Origin of the sequence: Flavobacterium galactosi, assembly GCF_048158585.1 — a bacterium.
Lineage (GTDB): Bacteria > Bacteroidota > Bacteroidia > Flavobacteriales > Flavobacteriaceae > Flavobacterium > Flavobacterium galactosi.
On record NZ_JBLNKV010000005.1, the window covers coordinates 214,312 to 234,907 of the forward strand.

The 20,596-nt window shown below is 32.3% G+C and carries 19 protein-coding genes; 6 read left to right on the forward strand and 13 right to left on the reverse strand.

What is annotated here, in order from left to right; translation table 11 throughout:
- Positions 1-2: 2 nt before the first annotated feature.
- The 3 genes from ACM55M_RS12430 to ACM55M_RS12440 all read right to left on the reverse strand — a co-directional run bounded on the left by ACM55M_RS12430 (position 3) and on the right by ACM55M_RS12440 (position 2,936).
- Positions 3-1,697 (reverse strand): tetratricopeptide repeat-containing sensor histidine kinase, encoded by a 1,695-nt coding sequence (locus tag ACM55M_RS12430; protein ID WP_416857990.1) that lies wholly within the window; start codon positions 1,695-1,697, stop codon positions 3-5.
- A 23-nt stretch (positions 1,698-1,720) separates the two neighbouring features.
- A complete protein-coding gene (locus ACM55M_RS12435) occupies positions 1,721-2,380 on the reverse strand; it encodes a response regulator (protein ID WP_416857991.1) in 660 nt (219 codons plus the stop codon).
- Positions 2,381-2,522: 142 nt separating this feature from the next.
- Complete coding sequence (locus tag ACM55M_RS12440) at positions 2,523-2,936, reverse strand: DUF4293 domain-containing protein (protein WP_416857992.1); 414 nt, start codon at positions 2,934-2,936, stop codon at positions 2,523-2,525.
- Between the two features lie 181 nt (positions 2,937-3,117).
- On the opposite strand from ACM55M_RS12440, the gene rho reads away from it, so the two are divergent.
- Positions 3,118-4,914, forward strand: coding sequence for a transcription termination factor Rho (rho, locus tag ACM55M_RS12445; protein ID WP_416857993.1), 1,797 nt, complete (start codon positions 3,118-3,120; stop codon positions 4,912-4,914).
- Positions 4,915-5,078: 164 nt separating this feature from the next.
- Here the strand turns inward: rho and ACM55M_RS12450 are convergent, their stop codons facing one another.
- From ACM55M_RS12450 to ACM55M_RS12460, 3 genes are all read right to left on the reverse strand, one after another.
- The gene (locus ACM55M_RS12450) at positions 5,079-6,317 is read right to left on the reverse strand and encodes an RsmB/NOP family class I SAM-dependent RNA methyltransferase (protein ID WP_416857994.1); all 1,239 of its coding nucleotides are present in this window, start codon (positions 6,315-6,317) and stop codon (positions 5,079-5,081) included.
- A 141-nt stretch (positions 6,318-6,458) separates the two neighbouring features.
- Positions 6,459-8,420, reverse strand: coding sequence for a KUP/HAK/KT family potassium transporter (locus ACM55M_RS12455; RefSeq protein WP_416857995.1), 1,962 nt, complete (start codon positions 8,418-8,420; stop codon positions 6,459-6,461).
- 124 nt (positions 8,421-8,544) lie between these two features.
- Positions 8,545-10,050: a hypothetical protein gene (locus ACM55M_RS12460; protein ID WP_416857996.1), complete on the reverse strand. Its 1,506-nt coding sequence runs from the start codon at positions 10,048-10,050 to the stop codon at positions 8,545-8,547.
- Between the two features lie 116 nt (positions 10,051-10,166).
- Here ACM55M_RS12460 and ACM55M_RS12465 point away from each other — a divergent pair, with 116 nt between their 5' ends.
- A complete protein-coding gene (locus tag ACM55M_RS12465) occupies positions 10,167-11,231 on the forward strand; it encodes a sialidase family protein (protein WP_416857997.1) in 1,065 nt (354 codons plus the stop codon).
- 68 nt (positions 11,232-11,299) lie between these two features.
- Here ACM55M_RS12465 and ACM55M_RS12470 read toward each other — a convergent pair whose 3' ends face one another.
- The 4 genes from ACM55M_RS12470 to ACM55M_RS12485 all read right to left on the reverse strand — a co-directional run bounded on the left by ACM55M_RS12470 (position 11,300) and on the right by ACM55M_RS12485 (position 14,078).
- Positions 11,300-11,758 carry a sensor of ECF-type sigma factor gene (locus ACM55M_RS12470; RefSeq protein WP_416857998.1) on the reverse strand — a complete coding sequence of 153 codons (459 nt, stop codon included), beginning with the start codon at positions 11,756-11,758 and terminating at the stop codon, positions 11,300-11,302.
- Between the two features lie 41 nt (positions 11,759-11,799).
- The gene (locus tag ACM55M_RS12475) at positions 11,800-12,213 is read right to left on the reverse strand and encodes a hypothetical protein (RefSeq protein WP_416857999.1); all 414 of its coding nucleotides are present in this window, start codon (positions 12,211-12,213) and stop codon (positions 11,800-11,802) included.
- Between the two features lie 33 nt (positions 12,214-12,246).
- Positions 12,247-12,789, reverse strand: coding sequence for an RNA polymerase sigma factor (locus ACM55M_RS12480; RefSeq protein WP_416858000.1), 543 nt, complete (start codon positions 12,787-12,789; stop codon positions 12,247-12,249).
- Positions 12,790-12,851: 62 nt separating this feature from the next.
- The gene (locus ACM55M_RS12485; protein ID WP_416858001.1) at positions 12,852-14,078 is read right to left on the reverse strand and encodes an SRPBCC family protein; all 1,227 of its coding nucleotides are present in this window, start codon (positions 14,076-14,078) and stop codon (positions 12,852-12,854) included.
- A 290-nt stretch (positions 14,079-14,368) separates the two neighbouring features.
- On the opposite strand from ACM55M_RS12485, the gene ACM55M_RS12490 reads away from it, so the two are divergent.
- Positions 14,369-16,405: a dipeptidyl-peptidase 3 family protein gene (locus tag ACM55M_RS12490; RefSeq protein WP_416858002.1), complete on the forward strand. Its 2,037-nt coding sequence runs from the start codon at positions 14,369-14,371 to the stop codon at positions 16,403-16,405.
- Positions 16,406-16,474: 69 nt separating this feature from the next.
- Here the strand turns inward: ACM55M_RS12490 and ACM55M_RS12495 are convergent, their stop codons facing one another.
- Complete coding sequence (locus ACM55M_RS12495) at positions 16,475-16,663, reverse strand: hypothetical protein (protein WP_416858003.1); 189 nt, start codon at positions 16,661-16,663, stop codon at positions 16,475-16,477.
- An 81-nt stretch (positions 16,664-16,744) separates the two neighbouring features.
- Between ACM55M_RS12495 and ACM55M_RS12500 the strand changes: the two genes are divergently transcribed.
- The gene (locus ACM55M_RS12500; RefSeq protein WP_416858004.1) at positions 16,745-17,134 is read left to right on the forward strand and encodes a pyrophosphohydrolase domain-containing protein; all 390 of its coding nucleotides are present in this window, start codon (positions 16,745-16,747) and stop codon (positions 17,132-17,134) included.
- A gap of 85 nt (positions 17,135-17,219) precedes the next feature.
- Here the strand turns inward: ACM55M_RS12500 and ACM55M_RS12505 are convergent, their stop codons facing one another.
- Positions 17,220-18,287 (reverse strand): branched-chain amino acid aminotransferase, encoded by a 1,068-nt coding sequence (locus tag ACM55M_RS12505; RefSeq protein ID WP_416858005.1) that lies wholly within the window; start codon positions 18,285-18,287, stop codon positions 17,220-17,222.
- 307 nt (positions 18,288-18,594) lie between these two features.
- Between ACM55M_RS12505 and mnmC2 the strand changes: the two genes are divergently transcribed.
- Together mnmC2 and ACM55M_RS12515 are read left to right on the forward strand one after the other, a co-directional pair.
- Complete coding sequence (gene mnmC2, locus ACM55M_RS12510) at positions 18,595-19,257, forward strand: tRNA (5-methylaminomethyl-2-thiouridine)(34)-methyltransferase MnmC2 (protein ID WP_416858006.1); 663 nt, start codon at positions 18,595-18,597, stop codon at positions 19,255-19,257.
- 146 nt (positions 19,258-19,403) lie between these two features.
- Positions 19,404-19,601, forward strand: coding sequence for a hypothetical protein (locus ACM55M_RS12515; RefSeq protein WP_416835653.1), 198 nt, complete (start codon positions 19,404-19,406; stop codon positions 19,599-19,601).
- A gap of 29 nt (positions 19,602-19,630) precedes the next feature.
- Here the strand turns inward: ACM55M_RS12515 and ACM55M_RS12520 are convergent, their stop codons facing one another.
- Positions 19,631-20,572, reverse strand: a complete 942-nt coding sequence (locus tag ACM55M_RS12520) for a LysR substrate-binding domain-containing protein (RefSeq protein WP_416858007.1) — start codon at positions 20,570-20,572, stop codon at positions 19,631-19,633.
- Positions 20,573-20,596: the final 24 nt, after the last annotated feature.

Below are 20,596 nucleotides of genomic sequence, written 5' to 3' on the forward strand. Positions count from 1 at the left end.
TATTATTTTTCCACAACTGGTACAACGATATAAATTGATGTTCCATGATTTTGTTTGGAATCGATAGAAATACTGCCTTTTAAATTGTTTATTCTCGCCTGAATTTGATTGAGCCCAAAACCTTCAAGGCTATGAAAATGTGCGGTATCAAAGCCTTTTCCGTTATCATAGACATGGATTTGTAGTGATTTATTGTTTTCCTGAACAGTAACCTTTGCATTTTTTGCGTTACTGTGTTTGGTAATATTATTCAATAATTCGCTGATGATAAAATAAATTTTCATTTCAAATCCTTCATTATAACGCGTTTTTGTAGGTACCAGACTTGAATATTTAAATTCAATCACAGAGTTTGAGTTTTTTTCACATAAATCCTCCAGTGCATAAAACAATCCAAAACGGGCTAAAAGTGTTGGCATCAATTCATGTGACAAATCACGAACTTTATCATGCGCTTCCACTAAAATAGCTTTAGTCTTTAGTATTTCTTGCGGAGGAGATTGATTTTGCGAAGTAAAAACATTTAAATGCAATCCTGCCGATGACAGTAAAGCGCTAATGTTATCGTGTAAAAAAGAAGCTATTTTTTTTCTTTCTAATTCCTGTCCGTTTATCGATGCGTTGATTATGTTTTCCTGGATTTTACTTTGTAAATCTTTAAGTTTATTGTTCTGTTTTAGTTTTGTATTCTGAAATAAAATGTAAAAAAGAATAATGATTAAAAGTAATAGCGAAATCACAATAATGCTGATTTTTTTGTTTTTAGATTGTGTTTCTAGCAGTAATTCCTGTTTCGTTTTATATTTGGTTTCTATTTTGTCAATCTCCCTTTTGTATTCGTCTATTTCGAGATTAATGCCCGCAACATTGATTTTTTTGAGTTTCTCTTCCGTATTCAGTTGAGCTGTAATGGTATTGTAAAGTGCCAAATTTTGATATGCTTTTTGAAATTCACCATTTTTCAATAAAAATTTAGAATATTCTTGGTGTGAAAAGGATAAATCTGATTTTTCATCTCCCGCATTTCCAAATTTTATAGCATTTTGAAAAAATAAGTTTGCTTTTTTAGTGTCATTTTTATAACCATAATACATACCGTTAAGCATATTTAGCGCAACTATTGTGGATTCATCACCGTATTTTTGGTGGTGTTTATTTATATATTCTAAATAAGGGTAGCCCGCATCAAAATGACCAATGTCAAAATAAGCCCAAGTTATATTGAGTTTTGTAAAAACTATTTGGCTAAAATCATTTGTTTTTTTACTGTGTTCTAATGATTTTTTGTAATAGACAATTCCTTTAACATATTGTTTTTTATCAAAGCAATAGATATTTCCTAAATTGTTATAGAGCCAGTTTTTTAATTCATTATTATTGGTTCTTCTGGCATAAAATAAGCCTTTATTATAGTAGAAAAAGGCTTTGTCAAATTCAGCCAATTCATCAAAATTAGCAGCAATCGTATTGTAAATAGTGGCTATAAGATTGTCGTCTTTTATAGTGATGGCATAATGCAAAGCGATACGAGCTTTTACCAGCGATTTTTCAAAATTGCCTTCTTTCATACATTTACTAGCTTCTTTTGCTAATAGATTAATTTCTTTTTTGGAACGCGTTTTTTCTTGACTAAAAGAAGGAGCACTAAAAAAAAATAGGAGTAAAAAGAACATTATGTTAATTCGGAATAGAGACATAAAAAGTACTTTTATCGCTTAATTTACGACTTTATCAAATTATTTTTAATCGCATATTTGACTAAGCTGATCGTGTTTTTGGCATCCAGTTTTTTCATTATGTTTTTTCGATGTGTTTCAACAGTATTCATGCTGATAAAGAGTTGTTCGCTAATTTGCTTTCCACTGAATTCTAATGAAATCAAAGTGATGATTTCTAATTCGCGTCCTGTCAAAATGGAATTTGGATCCAGCTCGTTTTTGTTTAGTTTTGGAGTGCTTGTTAAAGAATTAAAGATTTTTTCTCTAACTGGTTTGCTGAAATATTCTTCTCCTCTTGAAATTGCTTCAATGGCTTCGACGATATTTTCACCGGCACATTGTTTTGTTAAATAACCACTCGCGCCAAGTTTCATTATTTCTTTTATCAGTTTCAGATCATCATAACTGGAAAGAATAATAATCTTGCAAGGAAAGCCTTTTTCGGCAAATTCTTTAATGACCTCAATTCCATCTTTTTCCGGCATATTAATGTCCAAAACAAGAATATCAGATTTGTTGTTCGTAACATCATCATAAATTGTGGTTCCATTTAGAGAAAATCCCACCACTTCATAATTAGGAATGGTTTGCAGTAAAGTACTAATTCCATCAATAAGTATTTGATGATCGTCTGCTAAATGGATTCTAATTTTTGTTTTCATAATGGGATTATTATGAACCAAATTTATAAAAATTTAACGAATTAATTAGTAAGATTTTTATTATTTTATAATATTGTAGGAACAAAAAAACCCGAACTGTTACATCCGGGTTTTCTTCGCACTAATAATTAAGTTTATAGGTTTACCTCAATCTGTCCACAGATTTTACAAGATCTTCATCCTTTTTGATGGCCTTATTAGCCAAGACTAATAATACGATAGCAACTACAGGTAGAAACATCCCAATACCTTTCTCCGAAACAGCTAGTGTTTCTCCAGATAAGTTTAGTGAACGATATACAAACAATCCTAATAAAATTAAATTTAATATTATGTTCAATCTGCCAATAACAAATTGATTTTGTCTTTTTTTATACGATACCATACTCAATAAAGTAAGCGTTGTACTTAAACCAAATAAGATTACATACACTTGGTCTTGCATGAATAAAAAATCAGTTTCATTGTTCATTGTCCATAAAGGAATGAAAAATGGTAAAATTCCTGTCACTACAAAAGCAAGAAATAAATAAATGGTTTGAATTCTTTGTATCATGGTTTTGATTTGTTCTACAAAAATATATTTTCTTTTTTAAAAATGCTATTGTATGATAAAATTTTATTCGTATTATTGCATGACAATACCGTAAGCACTTCATACTGCGGTTGATTCAAAATAAAAAAGTTTACTACCTATCTTTGCAATTTTCCAAAATAATTAAACTCATAGAACATTCATGTTTGATATTTCTGCATTAAAAGAAATGAAGCTATCTGAGCTTCAAGAAATAGCTAAATCAGCTAAAACCATAAAGTTTAACGGTGTAAAAAAAGATACTTTAATAAGTCAGATTTTAGAGCATCAAGTGGCTTCTAACGTTAATTCAGTAGAGGAAGCTAACGTTGAAGACGATAAACCCAAAAGAGCGCGAATTGTCCCTGTTAAAAAAGTAGCTATTCAAAAAGCGGTGAAAAATTCTCTTTTTGAAAAAGAAGAAACTGCAACAGAAATAAGTACTCCAGTTGAAGAAATTCTTCCGGTTGAACCAATGCTAAAAGAAGAGGAGATTATTCCAGTAGCAGAAGAACAACTAGATGCGGAGAAAAAAGTGGGTAAAATTATTAAATTTAATAAATCAGCCTACGAAAAGAAAATTGCCTTAAAAAAGGATAAGGAAGAAGTAAAAGAAGCAACCAAAGAGAATATCGAGGTTGTAGATGTAACAACTGAAGAGGAAACCGAAGTTCCTACCACACCGGTAAAAAAGATAAATCCAAATCAATTACATAAGCAGAATCCAAATCAGAATCCTAACCAAAACCCAAATCAAAACGGTAATGGAAACGGTAATGGAAACGGGAATCCAAATCCAAATTTCAAAAATAAGAAAAGCAATTTTGCAGCATCTGATTTTGAATTTGATGGAATTATTGAAAGTGAAGGGGTGCTTGAAATGATGCCGGATGGTTATGGTTTTTTACGTTCTTCGGATTACAACTATTTGGCTTCGCCAGATGATATTTATTTATCGACTTCTCAAATCAGATTGTTCGGTCTCAAAACCGGGGATACTGTAAAAGGTGTGGTTCGTCCACCAAAAGAAGGGGAGAAATTTTTCCCATTAGTACGCGTTTTAAAAATAAACGGACACGATCCTCAAGTGGTTCGTGACAGAGTTTCATTCGAACATTTAACGCCTGTTTTTCCTTCAGAAAAGTTCAAATTGGCGGAGAAGCAAAGTACCATTTCAACACGAATTATCGATTTGTTTTCACCAATAGGAAAAGGACAACGTGGAATGATTGTGGCGCAGCCTAAAACAGGTAAAACCATGTTGCTTAAGGAAATTGCCAATGCAATTGCGGCGAATCATCCTGAAGTATATTTGATTGTTTTATTAATCGATGAACGTCCGGAAGAGGTTACCGATATGCAACGTAGTGTGCGTGGTGAAGTAATTGCTTCTACTTTTGACAGGGAACCACAAGAGCATGTTAAAATTGCGAATATCGTTCTTGAAAAAGCAAAGCGATTGGTAGAATGTGGTCACGATGTAGTGATTCTATTGGATTCTATTACGCGTTTAGCCAGAGCTTATAATACGGTTCAACCTGCTTCAGGTAAAGTATTAAGTGGTGGTGTGGATGCTAATGCATTGCAAAAACCAAAACGTTTCTTCGGAGCTGCCCGTAATGTAGAAAATGGTGGTTCATTAAGTATAATAGCTACTGCATTGACTGAAACTGGTTCGAAAATGGACGAAGTTATTTTTGAAGAATTTAAAGGTACCGGTAATATGGAATTGCAATTGGATAGAAAAATTGCCAACAAACGTATTTTTCCGGCTATCGATTTGACTTCTTCAAGTACAAGACGTGACGATATGCTATTGGACCAAAAAACATTACAACGCATGTGGATTATGCGAAAATACCTTTCGGATATGAACCCAGTAGAAGCAATGGATTTCATCAATGACCGTTTCAAGAAAACGAAGAATAATGAGGAGTTTTTGATCTCAATGAACGATTAATTAAAAATTGTAGAGTTTTTTTAGTTTAAGGTTTAAAGTTAGAAAAAGATTAAGCTAGAAAATAATCACATAAAAAAAGTCCTCGAATTTCGAGGACTTTTTTGTGAATGATATTCAATGTTTAAAACTTTAAACTTAATTTATTAGTTGCTCAACTTTAAACCTTAAACTTTTGCAGGTTTTTCTATAGCTTCTTTACGTTCTAATAAAGCCATATAGAATCCGTCAAAACCAGATTCTGAAGCCAAGATTTTTTGGTCTTTAACAAAGTTGAATTGTTTTCCAATATCAGTAGTCAAGAAACGAGCAATTTGCTCTTGATTTTCTGATGGTAATATAGAACAAGTAGCGTATACCAGTTTTCCACCCGGTTTTACAATTTTAGAATAACTTTCTAAAACTTCCGATTGTACTTTACGGATGTTATCAATAAATTCCGGTTTTAATTTCCATTTCGCGTCCGGATTTCTTTTTAGAACTCCTAAACCACTACAAGGTGCGTCAATTAAAACTCGGTCTGCTTTTTCGTATAATTTTTTGATGATTTTTGTGGAGTCAATGATGCGGTATTCAATATTGAAAGCACCGTCTCTTTTGGCTCTTATTTTTAATTGCTTTAATTTGCTTTCGTACAAATCCATAGCGATTAACTGTCCTTTGTTTTCCATCAAAGAAGCAATGTGTAATGTTTTACCACCAGCACCAGCACAGGTATCAACAACACGCATTCCAGGTTTTACATCAAGGAATGCGGCCACTAGTTGGGAGTTGGCATCCTGAACTTCAAAGAAACCTTGTTTGAAAGCATCAGTCAAGAAAACATTAGCTCTTTCTTTTAGAACCAAAGCATCAGGTTGATTTTTCAGCGTCTCTGTTTCAATATTTAAATCCATCAAAATAGCACGTAGTGTCTCTCTTGTTGTCTTAAGTGTATTTACCCTTAGAATAACTTTAGCAGGTTGATTTTGAGCTGTAATTTCAGTTGCCCAAACTTTTTCGCCTAATTCTTTAACTCCTAATTCATCCATCCAGTCCGGAATAGATTCTTTTAAGGCTCTCACTTTTGAAAGTTCGTCAAAACGACCTTTTATTTTTCGTTCCGGAGTTCCTTCCAGTTGGCGCCAATCCGGAATAGGAAAGCCTCTTAAAACCGCCCATACAGAAAACATTCTCCAAAGATTGTCTCTGTCAAAAGGTTCTTTTACTTCGGCTATTTCTGCGTATAATCTTTTCCAGCGTACGATTTCGTAGATGGTTTCGGCAACAAATTTTCTGTCAGAGCTTCCCCAACGTTTGTCTTTTTTTAAGGATCGTGCTACCACTTTATCAGCATATTCGCCTTCATTAAATATGGCGTTCAAAGCATCAATGGTAGTATAAACTAAATTTCTGTGTAATCTCATTTTTAATAATTGAGGTGCAAAGGTACTATTAATTGATTGAATGTTATATTTTTAATAATGAATGTTGTTTTTTAATTTTTTGGCATAAAAAAACACTGTTTTTGCACAGTGTTTTTGTGAATTATTAGGGTTTAAAAATCCTTATTTAACTCTTGTTAAACCAATATTTTCGGGAGCATGAAGCACCATTGGGAATTTCTCTATTTTAACGGAGCTACTGTCCAAACCAAAGGCTCTTTCTTCGGATAAACTTAATTTTTTAATAAAGAAATACGAATTCATAATTATTTTTTCATGCCAAATTAAATCACTGTCATTAGAAAGGAACTTTTCGGATAATACAAATTTGAAATCACCTATAATATTATTTTTATTCAAAGATTCATATCTACTGGTAATATCTACTTCTCCTTTTTGAACCATGTCTTTAATTACTTCTTTAAACATCAAGTTTATTTTTGTAGGTTCTCTAAAACCAAGATTAAAGTCAACACGATATAAATCATCTTTAACAATTTCAGTTACTTTATATTCTGTTTTATAAGGTTCCGTTAATATGTTTACGTGTACAAACCAATAAATATCAGCTCTTTTAGGTCTTTTTTGTAAAATAGAATACATTACTTTTTCTTCTATCTCATCAATTCGGCCTGCGTTAGTCATGTAAACTAAATGCGTCGCATATTTAGGAATAGATAAATCCTTACTTAATTCGACAAGCACCTTTTTGTAATCTTCAATCTTAACAATTTTAGTGTAGCTTTTGTTGATTTTCTTGGCTAAATACCAAATAGTCATTACAGCTATTAAAAGTATTGCTATAAAAAGGGTTACATAGCCACCTTCTGCAAATTTCGTGATATTGGCTGCTAAAAAGCTAAATTCAATAATGAGATAAATGGTAATTAACGGCATGATAAAATACAATTTTACCCTTTTCATTATCAAATAAAAATTCAGTAAAATAGTGGTCATTATCATGCACAAAATAATGGCTAATCCATAGGCATGTTCCATATTGCTTGATTCTTCAAAGTGAAGTACAATTCCAACACAGCCAATAAATAATAACCAGTTTATAGATGGGATATACAATTGTCCCTTTAGTTCTGTAGGGTATTTTATTTTTACTTTGGGCCAAAAGTTCAATCTCATGGCTTCATTTATTAATGTAAATGAGCCACTGATTAATGCTTGGGAAGCAATTACAGCTGCAAGTGTGGCAATAATAATCCCTATAGGTTGAAACCAATCGGGCATGATCAAATAGAATGGGTTTCCGTTTTTACCGCCTAAACTTTGTAATGTTTCCCCTTCGTGATGTATTAAATAAGCTGCTTGTCCAAAATAATTAAGCACTAAAGCTATTTTTACAAAAATCCAGCTAATTCTAATATTTTTACGCCCACAGTGTCCCATGTCCGAATATAATGCTTCAGCACCCGTAGTACAAAGAAATACAAAACCAAGAACGAAAAAACCTTCCGGATGAATGGATAATAAATGATAGGCATAATATGGATTCAGTGCCTTGAAAACTTCAGTATGCTGTGCGATTTGGATCGAGCCCAAAACGGCAAGCATACCAAACCAAACAAGCATCATTGGAGCGAAAAATTTTCCGACTAATTTCGTTCCAAACTGTTGAATTGCAAATAATACAAATAAAATGCCTATTACAATTGGGATCGTATTTATTTGAGGATAGTAGGTTCTAATCCCTTCAACAGCAGATGATACGGATATGGGGGGAGTTATAATTCCATCGGCCAGTAAAGCGCTTCCGCCAATAATAGCGGGGACTATTAACCATTGAATTTTTGTTTTTTTGACTAAGGCATATAGAGCAAAAATCCCACCTTCACCATGATTGTCAGCACTTAGGGTAATCAGGACATATTTTATGGTGGTTTGTAGGGTAAGTGTCCAAAATACAGCTGAAATCCCTCCCAAAACGACATCTGCATTGATAATATGATCACCAAGTATGGCTTTCATTACATATAAAGGTGACGTTCCAATATCACCGTAAATTATTCCTAATGAAACTAGTAACCCGCCTAATGTTAATTTAGTATGCAAGTCTTTGTGCGATGCGCTCATGTAATATTTTTAAAAAACTCATCAAATTTACTCTTTTTAAATAAATTAGAGCTGTTTATTTAATAAAATGACAAAAAAAAGCACGGTTGTTATAACCGTGCTTTTTTATTTAGTAGAGTGTGTTTTAAGATCTTCTGTTATCGTTTCTTGATGAAGAATTTCCTCTCTGTTGTTCTGCTCTTTGTGGCGCGGCTTGTCCGGCTGAATTTCCTCTTTGTTGTTCTGCTCTTTGTGGAGCCGCTTGCCCAGCTGAATTTCCTCTGTTTTGAGAATAATCCCTTTGTTGCTCTGCTCTTTGTGGAGCTGATTGTCCAGCTGAATTACCTCTGTTTTGAGAATAATCTCTTTGTTGTTGCGCTCTTTGTGGCGTAGCTTCTCCAGCTGAATTTCCTCTGTTTTGAGAATAATCTCTTTGTTGTTGCGCTCTTTGTGGCGCAGCTTCTCCAGCTGAATTACCTCTGTTTTGAGAATAATCTCTTTGTTGTTGCGCTCTTTGTGGCGCAGCTTCTCCAGCTGAATTACCTCTGTTTTGAGAATAATCTCTTTGTTGTTGCGCTCTTTGTGGCGCAGCTTCTCCAGCTGAATTTCCTCTGTTTTGAGAATAATCTCTTTGTTGTTGCGCTCTTTGTGGCGCAGCTTCTCCAGCTGAATTTCCTCTGTTTTGAGAATAATCCCTTTGTTGTTGTGCTCTTTGTCCCACTGAATTCCCTCTATTTTGAGAATAATCCCTTTGTTGTTGCGCTCTTTGTGGAGCTGCTTCTCTAGAAGAATTTGTTCTGTTTTGAGAATAATCTCTTTGATTTCCATTTCTTTGTGAAGATGCATCCCTAGAAGAATTGGTTCTGTTTTGATAACCATTTTCATTTCTAGAACCAACATTTCTCGATCCTCTTCTTTGGTCTAATTCATAACGATTTGTTACTTGAGAATTTCTTCTTGAAAAAGCGTAGTTTGGGTGTTGTCTTTCATATCCATTGGAACGTCTTGTACTGTATAATCCAATGGCAATACTACTTCTTCTTGAAGTTACATAATTGTAATTGTTGTTTATATTCAAGCTAATATTGATGTTGTTTCTATATCTAAAAATAGGGAAAGGATTCCAAGCATAATAGTAAGAAGGATAATAACCCCAATTCCAAGTTGAATAATACGGACGGTAATTAGAAGCCCAAAAAGAAGCATAAATAAGTGGTGTATTATAATACACAGGCTCGTAAATGTAATTTTGACCATACATGTACACATCTCCTACAACTTGTACATGGATATTGTTGTATCTGTCTTTCTCAACATCGATTGTAGCTACATCTTGATATACATCCTGATCAATAACTGCTTGGATGATAATCACGTGAGTTCTATTTTCTACGGATTCAATTACTCTTAAGTAATCAACTTCGTTATCATTATTCAAATCTAAATTTGATATTTGAAGTTGTGGGTCGTTTAACCGTCTTTCAAAATCCTGAAGATCTCTTGAATCTCCAAAAATTGATGCAACTGCGCGTAAATCTAAATTATCACTAATTTCGTTATTCATTGCATTTACTGTAGTCCTATCTTGCGCTTGTATTTGTGTGGCGAAAACAGAAGTCAAAAGACTTAACAGAAGTATTTTAGTTTTCATAATTAATGTTATTAAGTTTAATATTTTTTCAATATCCAATTACTATGCCAATAAATTTAGGGGCCATTAGTATTAACATTTTTAATTGTAGATTAGCCTTGAAAAAAACATATAAAATGAAGCAAATTATTTTGATTGTATTGGTTTTTAATATTTTTATATCTTGTAAAACAAGTAGTTGTGTTGTTAGTGAATCTAATAACACGGGCTTTAAGTCTGTTCAAATTGACACCTTATTTCAAGATAAAATGAGTATTAGAGCCCTTCTAATTGATGCAAATAAAATTTGGTATGCTGCGGATAATTCCAGATTTGGTTTTTATGATTTAGAAAAAAATAAAAAAAATGAAAGCCATATTGGGAATGATAGTTTGAAATTTGAATTCAGAAGCATTGCACAAACAGCTTCCGCAATTTTTATACTTAACGTTTCAAATCCAGCTTTATTATATAAAATTGCTAAAGATGGCTCAGGAACAATTTTGGTTTATCAAGAAAACCATGAAAAAGTATTTTACGATAGTATGCAATTTTGGAATGATAAAGAAGGAATCGCTATTGGAGATCCAATAAGCAATTGTCTTAGCATAATAACAACGCGTGATGGTGGTGCTTCATGGAATAAAATCTCTTGCGATAAATTACCAAAAATAATAGAGGGTGAAGCGGCTTTTGCGGCAAGCAACACTAATATTGTTGTCAAAGGAAATAAGAGTTGGATTGTTACAGGCGGAAAAAGAGCAAGAGTTTTTTACTCACCCAATAAAGGAAAGACTTGGGAAGTGTATGATACACCCATAGTTCAAGGGAAAACCATGACCGGAATTTTCACGGTGGATTTTTATGATTCCAAAAATGGATTTATAGCCGGAGGGAATTATGAAGTATTGAACCAAAATTTCTCAAACAAAGCCTCAACGCGTAACGGAGGGAAAACGTGGGAACTAAAAGCTGAAAATCAAGGGTATGGTTATGCGTCCTGCGTACAATATGTTCCAAAGAGTAATGGAACTCAATTAGTTTCGGTGGGTGCATCCGGATTGTATTATTCATCGGATAGCGGTAATTCATGGAAACAATTATCCACTGATTCCAGTCTTTTTACGATTCGGTTTTTAGATAAGCAAACCGCTATAGCAGCCGGTAAAAACAAAATGGTTCGCTTAAATTTTAAAAAATAAAAAACGCCCTATTTAATAGAATGAACCATTAAATAGGGCGTTTTTATTGAATTAATAGCACCTTAGCATTATTTTTTAGGGCCTTTGTCTCGGTATTGCTGCAATAATTTTCTGTTGAAATCCTCTTCAGATTTTCTTAGTTTTATGATTTTAATTGCTGGAATGACTGTTTTGAGATTTGCAGTGAATTTTTTTCGTAATAAAAATAATTCTTCTTCATTACTTTCCATTTGAGCAAGAAAAGCACTGGCTTCTTTTTCGGTCATTTTATCTAAACCGCCATCATTTATTCTTTTCATCAAAGTTTTCATTTTTTGATGTCTCAGTTCAAATTGTTTGTCATCAAAAGTGTTATAGATTGGCCAAAACTTTTCTGCTTCATTAGTTGTTAAGTCTAATTCGGTGGTCAAGAAAGCTACTTTTAAAACTTTAATTTGTTCTTTTTTTTCTTTCATTTTTTCGCCTTGAGCATAAAAATTGAAAGAGAAAAGTAAGAGTAGTATCGGTAAAATTTTTTTAATGTTCATTGTCGTATTTTTAAATTCAATTTCAGTATTAAAGGGTATTTTTATTCTATCATAAGATTCTCAGCATTCGAATTTATAGATAATAAATCTTCAACGGTCTTGTCTTCAAGGACTACGGTAGTCTTTATTTTATTAATATCTTCTGTGTCCAGCTCACTTATTAAATCGTATTGATTCATATTAGATTGATAGGTCAGATAATTTTCTAATGTAGTGGAATCTAATTCTTTTGTTTTTGTTGTATACGTATTTACAATAGGTACCATCAATGCAATTACTAGAATTGCTGCTACCATCATTAGTATTGTCTTTCTTTTTTGAAAAATAGAAATTACTTTTGGTTCCTCTTTTGGCAATTGTTGTAAAACTTTTGCTGAAAAATTTTCAAAGTAATGATCTGGAGTTTTAAATCCGGATTCCGTTTTCGGGACGTTTTCTAATTTAAATGCTTTCATAATATTCATTAGACTTAATTAAATATAAAAGGTTTAATTTGCCGTTACAAAGGCTTCTATTTTTTTTACTGCATGATGATAAGATGCTTTCAAAGCACCGACTGATGTCCCTAATATTTCGGAGATCTGTTCATATTTTAATTCTTCAAAATACTTCATTTTGAAAACTAATTGTTGTTTTTCTGGTAAAATGGCAATGGCTTTTTGCAATTTTATTTGAATTTCATTTCCGTCAAAATACACATCCGCTTTTAGATTATCAATGGTTTTGTTTTGTAATGTTTCAGATGAGATTCCATTAATTTTTGCTTTGTGATTCAAAAAAGTCAGTGCCTCATTAGTTGCAATGCGATACATCCAAGAAAAAAGTTTACTGTCACCTTTAAAGTTTTTCAAATGTTGAAATACCTTTATAAAAGTATTTTGTAACACATCATCAGCATCATCATGACTCAAGACAATATTACGAATGTGATTGTACAACGGTTTTTGATAATCTTGTAAGAGTTGTTGAAACGCTTGGTTTTGCGTTTTAGGGTTCAATAGTTTTTGGATGAATTCCTTTTCCTCTTGCAAAGCTATTATTTATCAGTTAGAATGGAATTTATCAAATAGGTTTAATTAAGAATAGAAAAATATTAAAATTCAGATTGTTCTTCTTCCTTTTTTGGAGCGGTTGGGTTTTTTATAATTGGTTCCGTTTTTATAATTTGTTTCAGTTTTGCAGCGGCTTTCGGTTTTGCAATCGGTTCTGTTTTTATAGGTTCGGCAGTTTTAATAGCAGGTACACTTGTTAGGATTGGATTGGCTTTTATAACTGCCGGCTTATAGATTTTAACAGGTACTACGTTTGATTTTATGGGGTAATAAATTTCAGTAACCCATTTTGATGGATTTTTTATTTCAGTTTTACCCATCAAGTACGTTTCAAGATGTGAAAATGCCACATCTGAGGCTAAACGATTCGCATTAAGGTATTGCGTTGTTTTATCCAAAGCTTTGTCTCTATGGAAATAATCACCAGTTAAAGTAGTTTTTACTGCTTCAAATGCTTCTAGTTTTCCGGAATAAAGATCGCTTCCTTCACTTGTGAAAATTTGATTTTTAATTGGTACACAAATAGATATTTTAGCAAGTCCGTTTATTTGATCATAAGTATGATAGAGTATAAATGGTTTTCCAGTAATTACAAGATTGTTTTTTTTACAAAAAGTTATGATTTTTGGAGCAACAATTTTAAAATTCTTAGGAACATTAGAAATTTTACTGGTAAAAGTTTGATGTAAATAAAAAGTTTCCGGTTTCTTTACCAACCCGTCTACTTTTACTGAATAGGTATTTATTTCATAATCTAAGGTTTTGTATAAGTTAGCTAAGCTTTTTTCATACATACCACCTATGATTTTCTCAACACCGCCATTAAAAGCAGTATAAATTTTGAAAAGGAAACTCATTTTCCCTTTTGTTCTCCAAGTTACTTTAGTTCCTCCTATAGTGTCTTTGAAACTCCAAAAAACATCTGAAGAAGTTCCGTTGTAATTCATTTTTTGGGAGATACTGTCGTTTTCCTTCACGAAAATCGTTTTCATATCACCATTACCATCTTTTCCTTCCCAAGAATAGTAACCGCCTTTTCCAATTGTATGTTGAGGATAAATTATTTTTATTTCAGGATCTTCTGTAGCCCAAGAACCAAAATCTTCCCAATTTTTAAAATCATTCACATAATTAAATATAGCCGGTTTTGGGGAATTAATCACTTTACTTCTTTCTACAGTAAAATCTCCTTTTTGTGTTGCAATAAAAATCGATAATGCAATTAAGCTAAGTAATAATAAAAGAAATATATATTTTAAAATCCTCATGGTAATATACTGTTTTAACTTGTAAAGTTAGATATTTAATTAATACTGTAAGGTAACTATTAAAAAATTATAAAACTGGGCGTTTGAGTTCCTGCCATCGTAACAACTTTTTTTAAACTCAATTTCTATTTATTTAACTCAGAATCCAAAAAAATATTGGCTTGATATTGGAACTATTATTTTATTTGTTTCAAAACAGCGACAATATAAGGAGTTGTTTTTATTATTTATTCAAAGAATGTGTACATTTGTTAAATAATAATTTTTTTAACCTCTAAATTATATTAATAATGAAATTACTTAAAATTGCTGGATTTTTCACGACTCTTGCGGTTTCTGTTATTTGTAATGCACAAGTAACAAAAAACATAGCAGTAAAAAACAACGAGAAAGCTCCTTTCGATTATGTTGTAGAACAATTTGCCGATATCAAAGTCTTACGGTATCAAATTCCAGATTGGGAAAATCTAACACTAAAAGAACAAAAATTAGTTTATTATTTGACTCAGGCAGGAACTTCAGGTCGTGATATAATGTGGGACCAACATTATAAATACAATCTGAAAATCAGAAAAGCATTAGAGAATATTTATAAAAATTACAAAGGAGATAAAACTTCTGGAGACTGGAAAAATTTTGAAATATATCTTAAAAGAGTTTGGTTCTCCAATGGAATTCACCATCATTATTCGAGTGATAAAATTAAGCCAAGTTTCTCTGCAGCCTATTTTTCGAGCTTGATGAAAGCGACTAATACAGCTTTATCACCAACAATTGCTGCTATCATCTTTAATGATGTTGATACTAAAAGAGTTAATCTTGATGAATCGAAAGGCTTGTTGGAAGGTTCGGCCATTAACTTTTATGATAAAGGAATTTCATTAAAAGAAGCGGAAGATTTTTATGCTAAAAAAACAAGTCCGGATCCTAAGAAACCGTATTCGTATGGTTTGAATTCTAAATTAGTTCGCGATGCTAAAGGGCAATTAACAGAAAAAGTTTGGAAAAGTGGCGGTATGTACGGTATTGCAATTGATAAGATTGTTTATTGGTTGGAAAAAGCTAAAGCTGTTGCTGAAAATAAAAAGCAAGCGGATGCTTTGGGATTATTGATCAGTTATTACAAAACAGGAAGTCTAAAAACCTGGGATGACTATAATATAGCTTGGTTAGACGCAACCGAAGGTAATATTGACTATATCAATGGTTTTATTGAAGTCTACAATGATCCATTAGGGTATAGAGGTTCTTATGAAGGGATCGTTCAGATAAAAGATTTTGACATGTCGGCAAAAATGGAAGTAGTTTCCAAAAATGCCCAATGGTTTGAAGATAATTCCCCATTAATGCCCGAACATAAAAAGAAAAACGTGGTTGGTGTTTCTTATAAAACGGTTATTGTAGCGGGAGAATCAGGCGATGCTTCGCCAAGTACGCCTATTGGAGTAAACCTTCCAAATGCAGATTGGATTCGTGCGGAACATGGTTCTAAATCAGTTTCTCTAGGAAATATTATTGATTCGTACGCTAAAGCTGCCGGAAAGGGAAAATTAGAAGAATTTGCAAATGACGAACAAGAAATTGCTTTAGCAAAAAAATATGGTGAAATAGGGGATAAGATGCATACTGCTTTGCATGAAGTGGTGGGGCATGCTTCTGGACAAATCAATCCTGGCGTGGGAACTCCAAAGGAATCATTGAAAAGTTATGCTTCGACACTTGAAGAAGGAAGAGCAGATTTAGTCGGACTATACTATTTGTACAACCCTAAATTACAGGAATTAGGACTGGTTGATGATTGGAAAAAACTCGGAATGGAATCGTATGACAGTTACATCCGAAATGGATTAATGACTCAGTTAGTACGTTTAGAATTGGGTGCGAATATAGAGGAAGCGCACATGAGAAACCGTCAGTGGGTGAGTTCATGGGTTTTTGAAAAAGGACAAAAAGACAATATTATAGAGAAAATCACCCGTAACGGAAAAACCTATTTCAATATTACGGATTATGAAAAGTTACACGATTTATTCGGACAATTGTTAAGGGAAGTGCAACGAATCAAATCAGAAGGAGATTTTAATGCAGGTAAAGCATTAGTGGAAAATTATGGTGTGAAAGTAGATCAAAAACTACACGCCGAAGTTTTAGAACGCAACAAACAATTTGCTTCGGCTGCCTACAGCGGTTTTGTAAATCCGGTATTGGTTCCAAAATTAGACAAAACAGGTAAAATTATTTCGATTGAAATACAACAACCTAAAACATTTGCAGAACAAATGTTGCAATACTCTAAAAACTTCGGATTTTTGCCTTTGGAAAATTAGAAGTATAATTAATCTTTAAAAAAATGCTCACTCACTAGTGGGCATTTTTTATGCTGAAAAATTAATGTTTTAGCGTTTGAAAAATATTTTTATCATAAATAGGAGCCCAATGAAAATTAAGAAACCGATTAATATTTTGTAATTTCCCTTATAAAACTCTTTATGTACTCTTAAATCTTTTCGATAGGAATAAATTGCTGCAATAACAAAAGCAACAAAAAAACAGCCTGCAAATATTAATTGTCCTTGACTAAACATAGTTTAAATTATTTCGGGCAAATTTAGTTAATTGTTTATAAATAGTTACTAATTTGGCTTTCCATTTAATAAAATAAAAAGATGCAAAAACAAATAGACTCCGTTAAGGAATTTCACACCGCATTTAAAATAGGACATAGTGAAATTCCTACGGCCAATTTAGGGGAAAGTAAACACACGCTTCGGTACAACTTGATGAAAGAAGAAAACGAAGAATATCTGGAAGCAGTTCAAAACAATGATCTGGTAGAAATTGCAGACGCACTTGGCGACATGATGTATATTCTATGCGGAACTATTATAGAACATGGTTTGCAACATAAAATAGAAGCCGTTTTCGATGAAATTCAACGTAGTAATATGAGTAAATTAGATGAAGATGGAAAACCTATTTATCGTGAAGATGGAAAAGTGATGAAAGGTCCTAATTATTTCAAACCCGACTTTTCTAAAATATTGGAGGAAAAATAGCAGGTTTCAATTTGCAGAAAAAAATAAAATAAAAAAGCGATTCTCATCTTGAAAATCGCTTTTTTTATAATTCTAAAATTAGATTTTATACTTTAACAGTCCAACCAAAAGTGTCTTCTACCAATTTATTTTGAATATTGGTCAATTTATCTTTTAGTTGTAATGCAATTGGATTTTCAAGTTTTGGTAAGTCATAATAAACATCTTGATAAGAGAATCCAGAAATAGGGCTTACTACAGCAGCTGTTCCAGCTCCAAAAATTTCTTTTAACGTTCCGTTTTTAGAAGCTTGAACAAGTTCAGAAACTAAAACTGGACGAACGTCTACATTTATACCTTCGCTTTTAGCTAAATCAATCAAGGTTTTTCTAGTTACACCATCAAGAATTCTTTCGCTAACTGGAGCAGTCAATAAAGTGTCATTGATTCTGAAAAACACATTCATCGTACCCGCTTCTTCTAGTTTAGTATGCGTTGCATCATCAGTCCAAATTACTTGTTGGAATCCTTCTTTATTAGCTAAGTTAGTAGGGTAAAATTGTGCAGCATAATTTCCTGCCGCTTTTGCAGCTCCAATTCCACCATTTGCAGCTCTACTAAAATGCTCTGCAATAAGTACTTTTACATCACCAGAATAATAAGCAGATACAGGAGATAAAATAATCATGAATTTATAATCATCTGACGGATTTGCAATTACTCCAGTACCTGTAGCAATCATAAACGGTCTAATGTACATGGAATTTCCTTTTCCTTTTTTTACCCACGCTTCATCTAATTGTAACAATTGATTTAAACCAGTCATAAACACTTCTTCAGGAACTTCTGGCATAGCCATTCTTACTGCTGAAGTATTGAAACGCTTATAGTTTTCATCAGGTCTAAAAAGCCAAATGTCATTATTGTCATCTTTGTATGCTTTCATTCCTTCAAAAATAGCTTGGCCATAATGAAAAACTCTTGTAGATGGGTCTAACAAAAAAGGTGCGTAAGGCTTAATGACCGGTTTTTGCCATTCCCCATTTGTAAAATCACATTCGAATAAATGATCTGTAAAAACAGAACCAAAGCTTAAGTTTTCAAAATCTACTTCATTTATCTTTGAAGTAGGAGCTTTAATTATTTCAATTTTGCTAGTTTGAGTTGTACTCATAATAAGGTATTGTTTATTTTTATTTTTTATAAGTGATATGCTAGAGTATTAAAATCGTTGCTTTTTTACAAAACGAAGTTTAATGTTTGCAAAATTAAATAAAAATCAATGAAATACTTATGATTATTCCATTAATTATAGCATTTAACTGTGATTTATTTATATTTTAAAAAATGGAAATAAATAGAGCCAATTTATATGAAATTTATAAAAAATATAGATTTTTTGAGACTATTACATTTTAGTTTTGATTAAATTTGACCATCTGGGACAACTATAAAACAAAGAATAACCTCAAATTATAATTTTGAAAAGAGAAATAATCCAAACACTCGACGGTTCTACAACGATTCATTTACAGGAATGGAATGAATGCTATCATTCTAAACACGGAGCAATTCAGGAAGCGCAGCATGTTTTTATCAAAAATGGGTTGTCTTTATTTCAAAACAAGCAAATTTCAATTCTAGAAATAGGTTTTGGAACAGGTTTGAATGCATTTATTACTTTTTTAGAAGCATCCAAAATGAATCAATCAATCGATTATGTGGGAGTGGAGGCCTATCCAATATCAGCAGAGGAAGTTGTATCGATGAATTATGTGGATGAACTGAATGCCAGTAATGAAAGTCCTGTATTTAAAAAAATACATGAAAGTAATTGGGAAGAAAAGATTGTTTTAAGGGATGATTTTACTTTAACTAAAAGGAAACAATTTTTTGAAGAAATAGATGATTTTGAAAAATTTGACTTGATCTATTTTGATGCTTTTGGTTATCGGGTTCAGCCTGAGTTGTGGAGTACAGCCATTTTTGAAAAAATGTATAACGCACTTAAGCCCAATAGTGTACTGGTTACTTATGCTGCGCGAGGAGTAGTTAAAAGGAGTATGATAGAAGTAGGTTTTACAGTGGAGAAATTAGCAGGGCCTCCGGGCAAAAGAGAAATGTTTCGTGCTAGAAAGAAATAGAAAAATTTAAATTTTGTGTTTAAAAATATACTTTCTTTTAAAGAAAATAAAATACAAAAAAGAACGTTAATTTGTTATGTTGTGTATTTTAAAAATGTACTTTTACAATAGTTAATAAAAATTGATAACTCAAATCTTAATTTATTATGTCGAAAATTATGTTCGATTACACAAAATCAGTGCTTGAAAGAGTAAGTTTTGACCCGATGCTTTTTTGCAAAGAATTAGAAAAAGCAATTAAAACGTTATTACCATACGAAATGGAGCAATTGCGAGAATGGTTACTAAGTTTTACAATTGGAAAACCAGAATTAAAACAATGTTTGCTTATCGTTAATTCATAAAAAAAAGGAACCAAAATTGGTTCCTTTTTTTATTTTTTTTGAAGTGGACTTATAATTTGGACATTTTGAAAAACAATTGCACCTTTTACGACTCCTGCAATTGTGCTTCTAAGTGCATCAATTATCTGAATTTTAAGTTCGCTTTTAGGAAAAATTAAGCTGACTTCCCGTGCAGGTTTTGGCTCCTTAAAATGGCGTAATTTCATTTTGTCGGATTCTTTTAAATCTAAGGTATGTAAATAAGGAAGCAATGTGGTTCCCAAACCTTCATCGGCCAATTTTATTAAAGTTTCAAAACTTCCGCTTTGTATTTGAAAGTGATTCATTTCATTCTTACCGGCACTTTTACATAAGTTTAAAATCCCTTCTCTAAAACAATGTCCATCTTGCAATAATAGGATTTCATCTAAGTTTAAATCAGAAACTTCTATTTCTTCTTTCTGAAAATTATGATGACTTTCTGGAATGTAGGCGACAAAAGGTTCAAAGTATAAAACAATTTCTTTGATTTTTTCTTCCATCAAAGGTGTTGCCGCAATTGCTGCATCAAGATGGCCATTATTAAGTTTTGTAATAATCTCAGCCGTGTTTAATTCTTCAATAATGAGCTTTACTTTTGGATATTTTTTGATGAAATTATTCAAAAACATGGGTAATAATGTTGGCATAATAGTAGGAATTATTCCTAATCTGAATTCACCTCCAATAAAACCTTTTTGTTGCTCTACAATATCTTGAATTCTATCTGCTTCGTTAACAATGTTCTTAGCCTGATTAACAATTTTTTGTCCAATATCTGTAAGCTGGATTGGTTTTTTTGTCCGGTCAAATATTTGAATACTTAACTCTTCCTCAATTTTTTGAATTTGCATGCTCAAAGTGGGCTGTGTTACAAAACATTTTTCGGCAGCAAGAGTAAAGTTTTTATGTTCCGCTACGGCTAAAACATATTTCAGTTGAGTGATTGTCATTTTTTATAGTAATATCTAATACAA

What these genes read in the sequence shown, in the direction of transcription:
- ACM55M_RS12475 (WP_416857999.1), bottom strand. Translation starts at nt 12,213, where the DNA reads ATGAAAGCATTTAAATTAGAAAACGTCCCGAAAACGGAATCCGGATTT.
- ACM55M_RS12490 (WP_416858002.1), top strand. Translation starts at nt 14,369, where the DNA reads ATGAAATTACTTAAAATTGCTGGATTTTTCACGACTCTTGCGGTTTCT.
- ACM55M_RS12440 (WP_416857992.1), bottom strand. Translation starts at nt 2,936, where the DNA reads ATGATACAAAGAATTCAAACCATTTATTTATTTCTTGCTTTTGTAGTG.
- ACM55M_RS12465 (WP_416857997.1), top strand. Translation starts at nt 10,167, where the DNA reads ATGAAGCAAATTATTTTGATTGTATTGGTTTTTAATATTTTTATATCT.
- rho (WP_416857993.1), top strand. Translation starts at nt 3,118, where the DNA reads ATGTTTGATATTTCTGCATTAAAAGAAATGAAGCTATCTGAGCTTCAA.
- ACM55M_RS12455 (WP_416857995.1), bottom strand. Translation starts at nt 8,420, where the DNA reads ATGAGCGCATCGCACAAAGACTTGCATACTAAATTAACATTAGGCGGG.
- ACM55M_RS12485 (WP_416858001.1), bottom strand. Translation starts at nt 14,078, where the DNA reads ATGAGGATTTTAAAATATATATTTCTTTTATTATTACTTAGCTTAATT.
- ACM55M_RS12435 (WP_416857991.1), bottom strand. Translation starts at nt 2,380, where the DNA reads ATGAAAACAAAAATTAGAATCCATTTAGCAGACGATCATCAAATACTT.
- ACM55M_RS12470 (WP_416857998.1), bottom strand. Translation starts at nt 11,758, where the DNA reads ATGAACATTAAAAAAATTTTACCGATACTACTCTTACTTTTCTCTTTC.
- ACM55M_RS12505 (WP_416858005.1), bottom strand. Translation starts at nt 18,287, where the DNA reads ATGAGTACAACTCAAACTAGCAAAATTGAAATAATTAAAGCTCCTACT.
- ACM55M_RS12500 (WP_416858004.1), top strand. Translation starts at nt 16,745, where the DNA reads ATGCAAAAACAAATAGACTCCGTTAAGGAATTTCACACCGCATTTAAA.
- ACM55M_RS12460 (WP_416857996.1), bottom strand. Translation starts at nt 10,050, where the DNA reads ATGAAAACTAAAATACTTCTGTTAAGTCTTTTGACTTCTGTTTTCGCC.
- ACM55M_RS12515 (WP_416835653.1), top strand. Translation starts at nt 19,404, where the DNA reads ATGTCGAAAATTATGTTCGATTACACAAAATCAGTGCTTGAAAGAGTA.
- ACM55M_RS12520 (WP_416858007.1), bottom strand. Translation starts at nt 20,572, where the DNA reads ATGACAATCACTCAACTGAAATATGTTTTAGCCGTAGCGGAACATAAA.
- ACM55M_RS12450 (WP_416857994.1), bottom strand. Translation starts at nt 6,317, where the DNA reads ATGAGATTACACAGAAATTTAGTTTATACTACCATTGATGCTTTGAAC.
- ACM55M_RS12430 (WP_416857990.1), bottom strand. Translation starts at nt 1,697, where the DNA reads ATGTCTCTATTCCGAATTAACATAATGTTCTTTTTACTCCTATTTTTT.
- ACM55M_RS12495 (WP_416858003.1), bottom strand. Translation starts at nt 16,663, where the DNA reads ATGTTTAGTCAAGGACAATTAATATTTGCAGGCTGTTTTTTTGTTGCT.